Source organism: Sphingomonas sp. GV3 (assembly GCF_031082075.1).
Taxonomy (GTDB): Bacteria; Pseudomonadota; Alphaproteobacteria; order Sphingomonadales; family Sphingomonadaceae; genus Sphingomonas; species Sphingomonas beigongshangi.
Genome location: NZ_JARWLE010000001.1, coordinates 1,931,796 through 1,946,188 on the forward strand (window position 1 = coordinate 1,931,796; position 14,393 = coordinate 1,946,188).

The 14,393-nt window shown below is 70.4% G+C and carries 12 protein-coding genes; 4 read left to right on the forward strand and 8 right to left on the reverse strand.

The features are described 5' to 3' along the window. Nucleotides 1–193: 193 nt before the first annotated feature. The 6 genes from RF701_RS09090 to ptsP all read right to left on the reverse strand — a co-directional run bounded on the left by RF701_RS09090 (nt 194) and on the right by ptsP (nt 8,233). Nucleotides 194–568, reverse strand: coding sequence for a hypothetical protein (locus RF701_RS09090; protein ID WP_288937125.1), 375 nt, complete (start codon nt 566–568; stop codon nt 194–196). A gap of 85 nt (nt 569–653) precedes the next feature. Then, nucleotides 654–2,618 (reverse strand): ATP-dependent zinc metalloprotease FtsH, encoded by a 1,965-nt coding sequence (gene ftsH / locus RF701_RS09095; RefSeq protein WP_203311331.1) that lies wholly within the window; start codon nt 2,616–2,618, stop codon nt 654–656. A gap of 215 nt (nt 2,619–2,833) precedes the next feature. Beyond that, nucleotides 2,834–3,862, reverse strand: a complete 1,029-nt coding sequence (tilS, locus tag RF701_RS09100; RefSeq protein ID WP_308814751.1) for a tRNA lysidine(34) synthetase TilS — start codon at nt 3,860–3,862, stop codon at nt 2,834–2,836. Beyond that, nucleotides 3,825–4,766, reverse strand: coding sequence for a tetratricopeptide repeat protein (locus tag RF701_RS09105; protein WP_210359186.1), 942 nt, complete (start codon nt 4,764–4,766; stop codon nt 3,825–3,827). Before RF701_RS09105 ends, tilS begins: the two co-directional genes overlap by 38 nt. 95 nt (nt 4,767–4,861) lie before the next feature. Next, complete coding sequence (locus RF701_RS09110) at nt 4,862–5,851, reverse strand: RodZ domain-containing protein (protein WP_308814752.1); 990 nt, start codon at nt 5,849–5,851, stop codon at nt 4,862–4,864. A gap of 108 nt (nt 5,852–5,959) precedes the next feature. Then, entirely contained in the window at nt 5,960–8,233 is a 2,274-nt protein-coding gene (gene ptsP, locus RF701_RS09115) for a phosphoenolpyruvate--protein phosphotransferase (protein ID WP_210359184.1), read from the reverse strand. Nucleotides 8,234–8,373: 140 nt separating this feature from the next. Between ptsP and RF701_RS09120 the strand changes: the two genes are divergently transcribed. Continuing rightward, entirely contained in the window at nt 8,374–9,123 is a 750-nt protein-coding gene (locus RF701_RS09120) for an ABC transporter ATP-binding protein (protein WP_210359183.1), read from the forward strand. Nucleotides 9,124–9,127: 4 nt separating this feature from the next. After that, complete coding sequence (locus tag RF701_RS09125; protein WP_308814753.1) at nt 9,128–10,540, forward strand: hypothetical protein; 1,413 nt, start codon at nt 9,128–9,130, stop codon at nt 10,538–10,540. Nucleotides 10,541–10,580: 40 nt separating this feature from the next. Here the strand turns inward: RF701_RS09125 and ruvB are convergent, their stop codons facing one another. Next, nucleotides 10,581–11,606, reverse strand: a complete 1,026-nt coding sequence (ruvB, locus tag RF701_RS09130; RefSeq protein ID WP_203311324.1) for a Holliday junction branch migration DNA helicase RuvB — start codon at nt 11,604–11,606, stop codon at nt 10,581–10,583. A 148-nt stretch (nt 11,607–11,754) separates the two neighbouring features. Between ruvB and RF701_RS09135 the strand changes: the two genes are divergently transcribed. After that, nucleotides 11,755–12,012, forward strand: a complete 258-nt coding sequence (locus tag RF701_RS09135) for a GlsB/YeaQ/YmgE family stress response membrane protein (RefSeq protein WP_203311323.1) — start codon at nt 11,755–11,757, stop codon at nt 12,010–12,012. Nucleotides 12,013–12,231: 219 nt separating this feature from the next. On the opposite strand, the gene RF701_RS09140 is transcribed toward RF701_RS09135, so the two are convergent. Further along, nucleotides 12,232–12,966 carry an SIMPL domain-containing protein gene (locus RF701_RS09140; protein ID WP_374758648.1) on the reverse strand — a complete coding sequence of 245 codons (735 nt, stop codon included), beginning with the start codon at nt 12,964–12,966 and terminating at the stop codon, nt 12,232–12,234. A gap of 237 nt (nt 12,967–13,203) precedes the next feature. On the opposite strand from RF701_RS09140, the gene RF701_RS09145 reads away from it, so the two are divergent. Beyond that, nucleotides 13,204–14,388 carry an efflux RND transporter periplasmic adaptor subunit gene (locus tag RF701_RS09145; protein WP_210359181.1) on the forward strand — a complete coding sequence of 395 codons (1,185 nt, stop codon included), beginning with the start codon at nt 13,204–13,206 and terminating at the stop codon, nt 14,386–14,388. Nucleotides 14,389–14,393: the final 5 nt, after the last annotated feature.

Below are 14,393 nucleotides of genomic sequence, written 5' to 3' on the forward strand. Positions count from 1 at the left end.
GGATCGTCCGGGACGAAGCACCGTCCGACCACTCGGGAATCGCGGCATGGGGGCACACCCGACCCTATAGCTGGAATCGGCCTGACGCCGCCCCTTGCCGCCGACATTCTCCCCGGCCGGCCGTCGGGACGGCGGCGCAGACGTAGCCGGCGCTCGCGTCCCTCCGCTGCCGCTGCGCCCAGGACCGACCGGCTCAAATACCTTCGGCGCGCGCGCCGCAGGGGAAGCGCTTGGCGAGCACGCGCGCATAGCCGTCCTTCAGCGGCAGGCGCTTCTCCGCCGGCGATAGCGCGTCGAGGCCGGTCAGCATGTCGAGGATGCCCAGCGATTCGCCCTCGGGGATACAGGCGATCGGCGGTTTGCCCGCCGCGGCGCGGGCGGCACGATCCGCCTTCAGCGCGCGCGTCGCCGCATCCGCCTCCGCCTTTAACACGGGATAATCGGGATTGGTCAGCGCGGTGAAGGGATTCGCGCGCAGCGGTGCCGCCTTGGACAGGAAGGTTCCCACCGTCATCGCGGCGTCGGCGGGCGCCGCGATCAGCGCGACGGCGGCCAGAAACAGGGGCATTCGAAACGACATCGGCGACACTCCAATTCGGAATGCCGCCGACTATCGCATCCTGCCTTTAGGCGGGCTGAACCGCCCCCGCCCGTCAGGCGCCGAGCGGGCTCGGCTGGCCGAACGGGCCGCCGGGGCGGCGCGTCTTAGGAATGGACGTGCCGGCGCGCGGCACATTGGACTTGGGGCTCGGATCGGGCCGGCCGATTTCCTCGCCCGCGATCAGCTTCTTGATCTCGTCGCCCGACAGCGTCTCATATTCGAGCAACGCGCCGGCGAGGAGGTGGAGCTGGTCGACATGATCGGTCAGCACCTGCTTCGCCTTGGCCAGCCCACCCTCGACGATGCCCTTGATCTCGTCGTCGATCAGCTGCGCGGTCGCGTTCGACATGCGGACCGGCTGGCTGGAGGAATAGCCCAGGAACGACTCGCCTTCCGGCTGCGCATATTCGACCGGCCCGACCTTGTCGGACATGCCCCATTTGGTGACCATGTCGCGCGCCAGGCCCGTGGCGTACTGGATGTCGCCGCTCGCGCCGCTCGACACCTTGTCGTAGCCGAAGATGATCTCCTCGGCGACGCGGCCGCCCATGCTCACCGCCAGGTTCGCGTACATCTTGTCGCGATGATAGCTGTAGCTGTCCCGCTCCGGCAGGCGCATCACCATGCCCAGCGCGCGGCCGCGCGGGATGATCGTCGCCTTGTGGATCGGATCGGACGCCGGCTCGTGCAGCGCCACGATCGCATGGCCCGCCTCGTGATAGGCGGTCATCCGCTTTTCGTCCTCGGTCATCACCATCGAACGCCGCTCGGCGCCCATCATGACCTTGTCCTTGGCCTCCTCGAACTCGGCCATGGCGACGAGGCGCTTAGACTTGCGCGCCGCCATCAGCGCCGCCTCATTGACGAGGTTGGCGAGATCCGCGCCCGAGAAGCCCGGCGTGCCGCGCGCGATCGTGCGCGAGTCGACGTCGGGAGCCAGAGGCACCTTCTTCATGTGCACTTCGAGGATCTTGATACGGCCCTCGATATCCGGGCGGGGCACGACGACCTGGCGGTCGAAGCGGCCCGGACGCAGCAGCGCAGGGTCCAGCACATCGGGACGATTGGTGGCGGCGACGATGATGATCCCCTCGTTCGCCTCGAACCCGTCCATCTCGACCAGCAGCTGGTTCAGCGTCTGCTCGCGCTCATCGTTTCCGTTGCCGAGGCCGGCACCGCGATGGCGGCCGACCGCGTCGATCTCGTCGATGAAGACGATGCACGGCGCGCTCTTCTTGGCCTGCTCGAACATGTCGCGCACGCGGCTGGCGCCGACGCCGACGAACATCTCGACGAAATCGGAGCCGGAGATGGTGAAGAACGGCACGCCCGCCTCACCCGCGATCGCGCGGGCGAGCAGGGTCTTGCCGGTACCGGGCGATCCGACCAGCAGCGCGCCCTTGGGGATCTTGCCGCCCAGGCGCGCGAACTTGGTCGGGTCCTTCAGGAATTCGACGATCTCGGTCAGCTCGGCACGCGCCTCGTCGATACCGGCGACGTCGTCGAACGTGACCTTGCCTTCCTTCTGCGTCAGCATCCGCGCGCGGCTCTTGCCGAAGCCCATCGCGCCGCCGCCGGTGTTCTTCTGCATCTGCTTCAGCACGAAGAAGGCGATGCCGAGGAACAGCAGGAACGGCAGCGACTGGTAGAGCAGCAGCATCCACATCGACGTCCCCTCGTCCGGCTTGGCGGAGATGGTGACGTTCTTCTGGCGCAGGTGCGGGACCAGCGTCGGATCGGAGATCGGATAGGTGCGGAACTTGTCGCCGCTCGTACCGGTGCCGGTGATCACGTCGCGGCTGATCGCCACGTCCTTCACCGTACCCTCATCGACCCGGTCGAGGAACTTCGAATAGGGGATCGTGTTGCTGCCCGCCGCCGTCGTGGCGCCGCCGAACTGCGTCAGGAACAGTCCGATGGCCAGCAGGATGCCGACCCAGATCAACAGGCTTTTCATCCAGGGGCTGCCACCCCCGTTGTTGCCGTCGCCCTGTGGCTGCTTGTCGTTGTCGCTCATCCGGAAAAGCCTTTCGCGCACAAGATAGGCGCACGCAGGTTAATGACAATGGAACAGCCGCCCGTTTTGGCCGATCCGGGTGAACAGCCCGGCTCAGAGTCTGATCCACGTGCGTGGGCGGTGCCGGCCCTCCCCGATCCAGCTTTGCTGGACCGCACACTAGCGACGATACCGCAGGACGCGCGCGCCGGCCAGCGGCCGATGCGGAGGCCCGTTCAGCCCGTCCGTCGCGCGGGTGCCGGGCGGAATCGCCACTCGTCGCCGCTCGGCGCCGCGACCACGCCCGCCTGGGTGGCGCGCTTGCCGGCGGCAAGCGCATCGAGCAGCGCCTCGACGTTCGCGGCCTCGCTCCATTTCGGCGCCGACAGGCCCGCGGTCGCGATGACGTGGCCGATCGCGCGGCGGGCGAGCCGCCGTGTCAGCTCGCGCGGCAGGCCCTCGACTCGCACCCGGGCGCTGGCGCCGCTGACGCGCGCGCGCTCCGCCCAGAGCCAGTCGACGATCGCGCGCACGTCGCCGTCCGCATCGCCCAGCGCGGCGGCGGCGCGCGCCAGCTGCGGCGGCCCGAGCCACTCGTTGGAGTCGAGCAGGCGGCGGAATCGCGTGCGATCGTGCGCCGGGTCATGGTTGGCGGGATCGTCGACGAATGGAATCTCCAGCCGGCGCACGATCGCGCGCAGCTCGGCGCGCCGCCATTCCAGCACCGGCCGCACCACCACCACGCCGTCGATCACCGCGCGCGGCCGTACGCCGGCGAGGCCCGACAGTCCCGACCCGCGCGCCGCGCGCATCAGGAAGGTTTCGGCCTGGTCGTCGGCATGGTGTGCGGTCGCCAGCGCCTCGGCGCCGATCGCGCGGGCATGGTCGGCGAGCAGGCCGTAGCGCGCGCTGCGCGCCGCCGCCTGGATGCTCGCGCCCGAGATGGCGACATGCGGCGTCAGCGTCGCGTGCGGCACGCCGATCGCGGCGCAGTGCGCGGCGACCATCGCCGCTTCCGCCGCCGCCTCCGGGCGCAGCCGGTGATCGACGCTCGCCGCCGCGATCCCGCCAGGCAGACCGCCCGCCGCCGCGACTTGCGCCGCCAGCGTCAGCATCGCCATGCTGTCCGGCCCGCCGGACACGGCAAGCAGCACCGGCGCGCCGGGCACGTGGCCCAGCGCGCGGATCAGATCGTCGCGGAACCGGTCGCTCTCGGCGACGATCGGCTCACTTGCACTTGGCGGCGGTACGGCCCTTCTCGACATCGGCCTTCATCTGGGAAGAGATCTTGCCCCCGTAAACGTCCGTCAGCTCGCCGTATACCTTGCAGGCGTCGGCGGGCTTGTTCAGCTTCATCAGCGCCTGGGCAAGGTAGTAGAGGCTGTCCGGCGCGCGTTCGCCGTCGGGCATCTTCTTGTAATTGTCGTAGAACGCCATCGAGGCGAGGCTCGGCTTGCCCTCGTCCAGATAGGCGCGCCCCAACAGGTTCTGCGCATAGCTCGCACGCTTCGACTTGGGATAGTCGGCGACGACCTTCTTCAACTGCGCCTCGGCCTGGGGATATTGCTTCGCCGCCCAGAGCCGATAGCCGTACATATAGTCGTCCTCCGCCGCATTGCCGGTCGAAGGCTTGACGACGCCGGCGACCGCGCTCGTGTCGGCAGCCGCGTCGACGGGCTTCGCCGCCGCGGCACCGCGCGCGGGACGGGGCGCTGCAGGACGCGACGGTGCGGCGGCGGTATCACCGGCTAGGCTTTCGTCGGACGTCACGCTGGTCGCGGCGGGCGCCGGCGCGGCCGCCAGCGTCTTCAGCTTCGCGTCGGTCGCGCGCTTATAGGCATCGAACTGGTCCTGCAGCTGGCGCAGCTTGTAGCCGTTCTGCTCGATCTGGTCGGTCATCGACGCCATCTGCCCCTCCAGCGCGGTGACGCGGCTGGTCAGGTCGGCGACGGCGCTGGTCGCGGGCACGCCGCCCGCCTGAACCGGCGTATCGGGACGCGTCACCTCGGGCTGCAGATACTGGCCCGCGCCGCCCGGGAAGACCTTGCGCTGCACCGCGCGCATCTCGCCCTCCAGCTTGCCGACGCGCCCGTCCAGGTTGCTCTGCGCGAGCGCACCGACGGGCATCAACGCGGCGGATGCCGCGAGCGTCCAGATAATCTTACGCATGGTCCTGACGCCCCCCGGCGTGCTTGGTGGTCAACAACCCGCTCAGCATAGCGGCATCCGGGGTGCTCCCGCCAGCCCCTCCCGACGTCTGGCGCTTATGGCGCACTACCGTTGCTCGACGGGCTGGTCGCGGCCGGCGGCGGCGCGTCCGCCGCCTGCAAGTTGGCGCGCTGGGTCTCGCTCAGCGCCGCGCCTGCCTCTCGGCGGGGGCGCGACGCGGCGGCGCGGCGCGGCGTCGACGCCGTGGCCGGTGCGGCCGCCGGAGCCGCCGCAGCGGCGGCCGGCAGCGGCTGGCCCGACAGGCGCGCGGCGATCGCGGCACCGTCGATCCGCACGTCCTTGATCGGCCGCGATCCGTCGCCCAGCGGCGGCACCGCCGAACCGTTCAGCGTCACCGTCAGCTTGTCCGGCCGCCCGACGTTGATCATCGGCTGCTTCGCGTCGGCGGGGACGTCATAGGTGTCGCCCGCCTTCATCGTGTTCTGGAACAGCTTCTTGCCATCGGCGTCGTAGACGCGCAGCCACACCTCGCCGTTCGCGGTCAGGCGGACCTGCCCGCCCTGCACCGGCGCGGGCGTCGGCGTGGCCGAGGGCGCGGCTGCGGGTCCGATCGCCTGGCTGGCGATCGCCTCGCCCGACGGGGCGGCGGACTGGCGCGGCTGGAACAGGTTGGTGCCGTACCAGAGCGCGACGAGGATCAGGACCGCGAGCGCAACGCCCGCGCCGATCACCGCGACGCCGCGCGAGGGCACGCGCGCCGGATCGGCGGTCTCGTAGGGCACGTATTCCGGCTGGCGCGGCCCGAGCCGGTCGAGCTCGCGGCGCACGTCCTGCGCCACGCTGACCTCGTCCAGCCCGACGGCGCGTGCATAGGCCTTGGAAAACCCCATCGCATAGGTCGGCGCGGGAAGCTGGCCGTAGCTGCCCGTCTCCAGCGCCTCCAGATGCCGCTGCGGCACGCGGGTCCGGCCCGCGACCTCCGCCAGGCTCAAGCCGCGCGATTCACGCGCCGCGCGCAACCGGTCGCCCGCGGTGACGGGGGTCGTCGGTTTTGCATCGGGCTGGCCGCGATCGACCTCGTCCATTCTATTCTCCAAGGGAGGTGACGGTTCTTGATGGCCGTCGCTGACGGGCGGACATTCCCAGAGGGCATCAGGCATGTCAACGCGTTGGCGGAACGCTTGACCCGCCGTTCAGGCCAGATCGACGCCGTTCTCCGCCGCCCATGCCGCCAGCGCGCCGCGCATGTCGCGCGGCGGCCTGGCAAGCAGGCCGTCGACGAACGCGCCGATCGCGCTGCGATCGAGGCTGCGCACCATCGCCTTGACCGGGCCGATCGCCGCCGGCGTGATCGACAGCCGCTCGATTCCAAGGCCGATCAGCGTCATGGCCTCCAGCGGCCGCCCACCCATCTCGCCGCAGACCGCCAGCGTGACACCCGCCTCGCGCGCCGGACCGATCACCCGCCGCAGGAAGCGCAGGATCGACGGGCTCAGCCAGTCGTAGCGCTCGGCGAGCTTCGGGTTGGCACGATCGGCCGCGAACAGGAATTGCGTCAGGTCGTTCGTCCCGACCGACAGGAAATCGATTTCCGGCAACAGCAGGTCGAGCTGCTCGGCGAGCGCCGGCACCTCCAGCATCGCGCCGTAGCGGATCTCGAGCGGCAGCCGCCGGCCGCGCCCCACCAGCCAGCTGCGCTGCGCCTCGAACAGGGCCTTGGCCTCGGCGAATTCCCATGCCTCGCTGACCATCGGGAACATGACGTTGAGCGTGCGCCCCGCCGCCGCCTCGATCAGCGCGCGCGCCTGCGCCTTCATCAGGCCCTCGCGCTCCAGCGCCAGGCGCAGCGCGCGCCAGCCCATCGCCGGATTCTCCTCGTCGCCGTCGGCGTGCTGCAGATAGGGCAGCGCCTTGTCGCCGCCGATGTCGACGGTGCGAAACACCACCGGCCGCTCGCCCGCCGCGTCCAGCACCTCGCGATACAGCCGCTGCTGCCGCTCGCGCTGCGGCAGGGTGGCGGAGACGAGGAACTGGAACTCGGTGCGGAACAGGCCGATGCCGTCCGCGCCCGTCACGTCGAGCGCGGCCGCGTCGTCGCGCAGGCCGGCGTTGACCATCAGCGTGATGCGGTGCCCGTCCTTCGTCACCGGCGGGACGTCGCGCAGCGCGGCGAAGGCCGCCCGCCGCTTCTGTCGCAGCGCCAGTTTCGCGTCGAATGCCTCTTCCATCGCCGCCGATGGGCGCGCGAAGACATTGCCAGCAACTGAATCGAGCAGCAAAAGGTCGCCTTCCGCGATAAGCCGACGCACATCGCGCACCCGGCCGAGCACAGGCACGCCCATCGCCCGCGCGACGATCGTCACGTGCGCGGTCAGCGACCCTTCCTCCAGGATCACGCCCTTCAGCCGCCGCTTGTCATATTCCAGCAGTTCCGCGGGACCCAGGTTGCGCGCGATCAGGATCGTGTCCTGGCGCAGGCCCAGCTGCGCCGCGGTGCCCATCTGTCCGGACACGATGCGCAGCAACCGGTTGGACAGGTCCTCCAGGTCGTGCATCCGGTCCGCCAGCAGCGGGTCGTCGATCTGCCGCATGCGCTGGCGCGTGCGTTGCTGCACCCGTTCGATCGCCGCTTCCGCGGTGAGGCCGGAATCGATCGCCTCATTGATCCGCCGTGCCCAGCCCTCGTCATAGGCGAACATCTTGTACGTCTCGAGCACCTCGCGATGCTCCCCGTCGACGCCGAACTCCGCCTCGCGCGTCATCCGCTCGATCTGCTCGCGCATCTTATCGAATGCGGCATAGACGCGGTGCCGTTCGGCATCGATGTCCTCGGCGACGGTATGTTCGACGATGACGCGCGGCTGGTGGAAGACGGCGAGGCCCGACCCCATGCCCTCGACCAGCTTGAGGCCCATCAGCCGCACCGCCGCGGTCGACTGGACACGGTCCTTGGCGGCGCCCGCCGTATCGATCAGCCCGGCATTGGCGATCAGCTCCGACAGCACCATCGCCACGGTCTGCAGCGCCTCGATCTCGACATCCTGGTAGCGGCGCTGCTCCGAATGCTGGACCGCGAGCACGCCCACCGCGCGCTCGCGGCGGATGATCGGCACGCCGGCGAAGCTGTGGTAGCGTTCCTCGCCCGTCTCGGGCTTGTAGGCGAAGTCGGGATGGCTCGCCGCCTCGTCGAGGTTGAGCACCTCGACGCCCTCCGCGATCGTCCCGACCAGACCCTCGCCCAGCGCCAGCTTGGTGACGTGCACCGCCTCCTTCGCCAGCCCGCGGGTCGCGAACAGTTCCAGCACGCCCTCGCGCAGCAGGTAGATCGAGCAGACCTCGCTATCCATCGCCTCGGCGATGATGCCGACGACGGCGTCCAGCTTCGCCTGGGCGGGATTTCGGCCCGCCATGACATCGTGCAGGCGGGTCAGAATTTCGCGGGCGGAGGCGGCGGCCGAACTGGGCATGGTCGTCGGCTATCAGAAGCGATCGCGGCATGCCACGCAACATTCTTTTGCAGGCAATGGAACAAAAGCCTCATTTCCGATCCGATTGTTGGCGTGATCCGCCTTGTGCGCCAACGGTCGATCCGTGAAGAGGATCGAATATGAACGAATCTTCCCTCCCGCCGCCGGCCCTCGCGGTCCGCGGGCTCGCCAAGCGCTTTGATCGGCCGGTGATTGCCGACCTCGACCTGACGATCCGGGCGGGCGAGCTCTATGCGCTGCTCGGCGCCAACGGCGCGGGAAAGACGACGACGCTGCGCATGGTGACGGGGCTCGCGCGCCCCGATGCCGGAACGATCCGGATCTTCGGCATCGACGCGCGGCGCGAGCCGCTCGCCGCCAAGGCGATTACCGCCTGGCTGCCCGACGATCCGATGCTCTACGACAAGCTGACGCCGTCGGAATATCTCGCGTTCGTCGCGGGCCTGTGGCGGATGGAGCCGGGCCATGCCGCGGCGGAGGCGGAGCGTCTGCTCCACTGGCTCGACCTGTGGGACCAGCGCGATGCACGGTGCGAGGGCTTCTCACGCGGGATGAAGCAGAAGGTGGCGCTGGCCGGCGCGCTGATCCACGATCCCAAGCTCCTGATTCTCGACGAACCGCTGACCGGGCTGGACGCGGCGATGGCGCGCAGCGTCAAGGACGCGCTGCGCGCGCAGGTCGATGCGGGCAAGACCGTGATCGTCACCACGCACATCCTCGATGTCGCCGAACGGATGGCGGACCGGATCGGCATCCTCGCCGGCGGCCGCCTGATGGCGGAGGGGACGCTCGCCGACCTCCGCCACCAGGCCGGAACGGAAGGGATGACGCTGGAGGACACGTTCATCCGCCTGACGGACGGGCGCTGACGCGATGGCGCGTACCGGTTCGCTCGGCTGGCTCGTCCGCCACGAGATGCGCCTCGCCTGGCGCGGGCGTCCGCGTGGCTGGGGCGGCGCGCTGATCGTCGGCGTCCTGCTGGCGATCTATGTCCTTGGCGGGATCGCGCTCGCGATCGCCATACGCGACCTGCCGCTGCGGCCGCACCCGGTGCTCGGTCCCTGGCTATTCGGGGCGACACTGCTGATCGCATCGCTGATGACGACGCAGGCGATGCTGGCGAGCCAGCAGACGCTGTACGAGACGCGCGACCTCGACCTGCTGCTCACCGCCCCGCTGCCGCCGCGCATAGCCATCCTCGCCAAGCTGCTCGGCATCGGTGCGAGCGTCGCGACCACCAGCGCGGGGCTGCTCTTTCCCATGCTGGTGCCGATCGCGCTGCTGGGGCATCCGCGGCTGCTCGGCGCGGTCGCGCTGGTCCTGCTCGTCGCGCTCGCCGCCGCGGCGGTCGGCCTTGCGCTGACGCTCGCGCTCGCCCGAGTCGCCGGACCGCGCGCCGCCCGCACCGTCGGCCAGGTCGCGGCGGCGTTGGTCGGCGGCGGCTTCTTCCTCGCCTCGCAGGTCGCCGCGCATGCGAAGGACGGCGCGGCGCGCGGGCTGATCGGCTGGTTCGAGGCGCACGGCCTTGGCCGCGCCGGCTGGAGCGCGCTGCCGATGCATGCCGCCTTCGGCGACGGCATGGCCCTGTCGCTGGTCGCGCTGGTCGCGTTCGGCGTGTTCGCCGCGGTCGGCATCGTGCTCGAGCGCCAGTTCCTGTCGACCTACACCGACGGCGGCATGCACATGACGCGCCGCCGTGCCCCGCGCCGCGGCATGGCCGGCCTGTTCCATGCCTCGCTTCGCCGGACCGTCTTCGCCAAGGAATGGCGCCTGCTCGCGCGCGACCCGGCGCTGATCGCGCAGATCGCGATGCGGCTGATCTACATGCTGCCGCTCGTCTTCGTGGGGGTGCGCAACGGCGGCGCGACCGCGCCGGTGCTGGCGATGGCTGGCGTGCTGATCGCCAGCCAGCTCGCGGGCAGCCTCACCTGGCTTGCGGTCGCTGCGGAGGACGCGCCCGATCTCCTCGTCGTCGCGCCCGTCGACCCCGCCGCCGCACGGCGCGCGAAGCTTGCCGCCGCGTTGACCATGGCCGCGCCCTTCGCCGTGCTGCCGGCGCTGGTGATCGCGCCGACGACGGTCGCGGGGGCGATCGTGACGCTGCTCGTCACCACGCTGGCCAGCGTCGCCACGGGCTGGGTCGAGATGGCGATGGCCAAGCCGGCGACGCGCAGCCAGTTCGCGCGTCGGCAGAAGGGCTCGCTCGCCGCGACGCTGCTCGCGCTGCTGATCGCCCTGATCGGCGGCGGGATCGCGGCCGGCGCGGTATTCTTTCTGTCGCGCTGAGGGTTTCGCCGATCCGCCCTTCCGGTGCGGTGGCGGGCGGTCAGGCGTCGAAGAGACCGTCTTGGCTGCCGACGGGCGGGTTGAGGCCGAGGTGCTTCCACCCGCCCGCGTTGAGCACGCGGCCGCGCGCGGTGCGGGCCACCAGGCCGAGCTGGATGAGATAGGGTTCGATCACCTCTTCGATCGTGTCGCGCGGCTCCGACAGGCCGGCCGCCAGCGTCTCGACCCCGACCGGGCCGCCGCGATAGATGTCGGCGATCATCGTCAGATAGCGCCGGTCCATCGCGTCGAGGCCGAGCGTATCGACCTCCAACCGGTTGAGCGCGCGATCGGCGACCCCGGCGTCGACCACCGCGGCACCGGCGACGTTGGCGAAGTCGCGGACCCGGCGCAGCAGCCGGCCCGCGATACGCGGCGTGCCGCGCGCGCGTCGCGCGATCTCGGCGGCGCCGTCGGGCGCGATCCCCAGGTCGAGCAGCCCCGCCGCGCGGCTGACGACGCGGGTCAGTTCCTCGACCGTGTAGAATTGCAGCCGCACCGGGATGCCGAACCGGTCGCGCAGCGGCGTGGTCAGCAGCCCCTGGCGCGTCGTGGCCCCGACCAGCGTGAAGCGCGGCAGGTCGATGCGCACGCTGCGCGCGGAAGGCCCCTCCCCGATCATCAGGTCCAGCGCGCGATCCTCCATCGCGGGATAGAGCACCTCCTCGACCGCCGGCTGCAGGCGGTGGATCTCGTCGATGAACAGCACGTCGCCGTCCTCGAGGTTGGTGAGCAGCGCGGCGAGGTCGCCCGACTTGGCGATGACCGGTCCGGACGTGGCGCGAAAGCCGACGCCCATCTCGCGCGCGATGATCTGCGCCAGCGTCGTCTTGCCGAGGCCCGGGGGGCCGAAGAAGAGGACATGGTCCAGCGCGTCGCCGCGACCGCGCGCCGCCTCGATGAACACGCGCAGGTTCTCGCGCGCCGCCTGCTGGCCGACGAAATCGTCGAGGCTCCGCGGGCGCAGCGCCGCATCGACATCCTCGGGGCGGCGGGCGGCGGTCAGCAGGCGGTCGGCGTCGGTCACGCTTCGTTCCGTAGCGCGCAGGTGCGGCGCCGCAAAGGAAAATGACCTGTCAAGAGCATTTCGTCGCAACCGAAACGCTCGCGGAACATTTCGCCTGCCTCGAGAGTATTTTTGGCAGAGCCCGCGCACGGGCTGAACGGAGGGACCTATGGGTATCATTCTTTGGCTTATCATCGGCGGTGTCATCGGCTGGCTGGCCAGCATCATCATGCGCACCGATGCGCAGCAGGGCATCTTCCTGAACATCGTCGTCGGCATCGTCGGCGCCTTCATCGGCGGCCTGATCCTGTCGGGCGGTTCGATCAACAATGCGCCGCTGACGCTGACCTCGTTCCTGGTGTCGCTGCTCGGCGCGGTGGTCCTGCTCGGGATCGTCAACCTCGTGCGTCGCGGCAGCGTCCGCTAAGCCCTCACCCGGCTGAACGCGAAAAGGGCCGCCCGGGCAACCGGGCGGCCTTTTTCTGGTGCCTCGACATTCTCGTTCCTTCCCTGCCTCGTTCCTTCCCTGCTTTTGCAGGTGAGGGGGACCGCGCGCGAAGCGTGTAGAAGAGGGGCAGCCAAGCATAGCCGGCGCGTGGGGCTGCCCTTCACCATCCTCCCCGCGGCGCGGGGAGGGCCCTGGCCGTCACTGCAGCAGGAAGCGAACCGACAGCGTCACGGTGACGTCCTTTTCCCCGGGAGCGATCTGCGTCGGGGCGGCCTCGGCCCGTACGCGCATCATCATCATCGGCCGCACCGGGTCGCCGCCGCCGGCGTCCTGCCCGGCTTCGGAGATCGAGACGACGCGAACGACGCGGAGCCCCGCCGCCGCGGCATAGATGTCCGCCTTCGCCCGCGCCCGCTTGACCGCATCGGTGCGGGCCTCGTCCAGCGCCGCGTCGGGCTTGTCGATCGACAGCGTCGGTCCATCGATCTGGTTTGCGCCCTGCGCGACCAGCGCGTCGAGGATCGCGCCCGACCTGGCGACATCGCGGAAGCGGATCGTCACGCTGTTCGTCGCCTGATATCCGGTGATCGCCGGTGGCTGGTTGTCGGCATAGCGATATTGCGGGGAGAGGTTGACCGTCGCGGTCGCGATGTCGCGCTCCGCGACTCCGGCACGCTTCAGCGCCGTCAGTACGCGCGCCATGCGCTGGGCATTGTCCGACAGCGCCGCCGCCGCGGTCGCCGCCTGCGACACGACACCGGCGCGGATCGTCGCCAGATCGGGCACGCGCGTTGTGCGCCCTTCCGCCGACACCTCCAGCACGGCACCCGACGCCGGCACCAGAGGCTCGACCGTCTGGGCGGCGCCCTGCTGCGCGGCGGCCGGCGCACCCGCCAGCGTCGCGGCCACCACCATCGCCATCGATCCCGTCATCAGCTTCACGTGCCTGGTCTCCCTATCGTTGCGGATCCGTCCTGATCCGTGTGGAACGCTCCGTGGCGCATCCTGGATCAACCTCGGCTGAACGGGTCTTTTCCTTGCGGGGCCAACGGCTTTCAGGCATGTCCGCGACCGCTCGCCGGCGGGGCTTGAGCTTGGTGATATATTCATATAACACAGCTGTTCGCAACGCACGTGCCTGCGCAACGGCACTAAGGGGACGGGACGGGCATGAACTACGAGACGGGATCGATCGGGCACGAAGAGCGACTGGCGCTCCCCGGCGAGCCGGCACCCAGCGGGCGCCTGCGCAAGATCGTCGTGGCCGTCGTCGTCGTGCTGGCGCTCGTGCTTGCCGGCTGGCTGCTGTTCGGCCGCAAGCACGCCGCGCCGCAGACCAAGGGCCCCGAACAGGCGCCGCTCGTCACCGTCGTCGTCCCCGGCCGGCAGCTGGTCGATCGCACCGTCAATGCGACCGGGACGCTCGCTGCAAAGCGCGACCTGCCCGTCGGCGTCGCCGGCGAGGGCGGCCTCGTCACGCGCGTGCTCGTCGAACCCGGTCAGTGGGTGAAGGCGGGTCAGGTCCTCGCCACGGTCGACCGGTCGGTCCAACAGCAGACGGCGCAGAGCCTCGCGGCGCAGGTCGCCGTCGCCAAGTCGGATCAGGACATCGCACAGGCGGAGCTCGAGCGCGCGCAGGCACTCGTCGACCGCGGCTTCATTTCCAAGGCGGATCTGCAGCGCAAGGCCGCCACCCGCGACGCCGCCGCCGCGCGGGTCCGCGTCGCGCAGGCCGCGCTGCGTGAGACGCAGGCGCGCAACGGCCGCCTCGACATCCGCGCGCCCGCCGCCGGCCTGGTCCTCACCCGGCAGGTCGAGCCGGGCCAGATCGTCAGCGCGGGGTCGGGCGTGCTGTTCCGCATGGCGATGGACGGCCAGATGGAGTTGCGCGCACAGGTGGCGGAATCGGATCTGTCCGGCCTGCATGTCGGGTCGCGCGCGACGGTGACGCCGGTCGGCAGCACGCGCAGCTTCCCCGGCTCGGTATGGCAGCTGTCGCCCGTCATCGATCCGCAGACGCGACAGGGCACGGCGCGCGTCCAGATCGCCTATGACCCCGCGCTCCGCCCCGGCGGGTTCGCCACCGCGACGATCGTCGGCGGCGCGGGCCAGGCGCCCCTGCTGCCCAACTCGGCGCTGCAGAGTGACGACAAGGGCAGCTTCGTGTATATCGTCGGCAAGGACGACAAGGTCGAACGCCGCAACGTGAAGGTCGGCGAGGTGTTCGACGCCGGCATCACGATCGCCAGCGGTCTCGACGGCACCGAGCGCGTCGTCCAGTCGGCGGGCGGGTTCCTGTCGCCGGGGCAAAAGGTCAAGCCGGTGGTGCGCGCCGCCACCCTCAAGGCGAGCTGAACGTC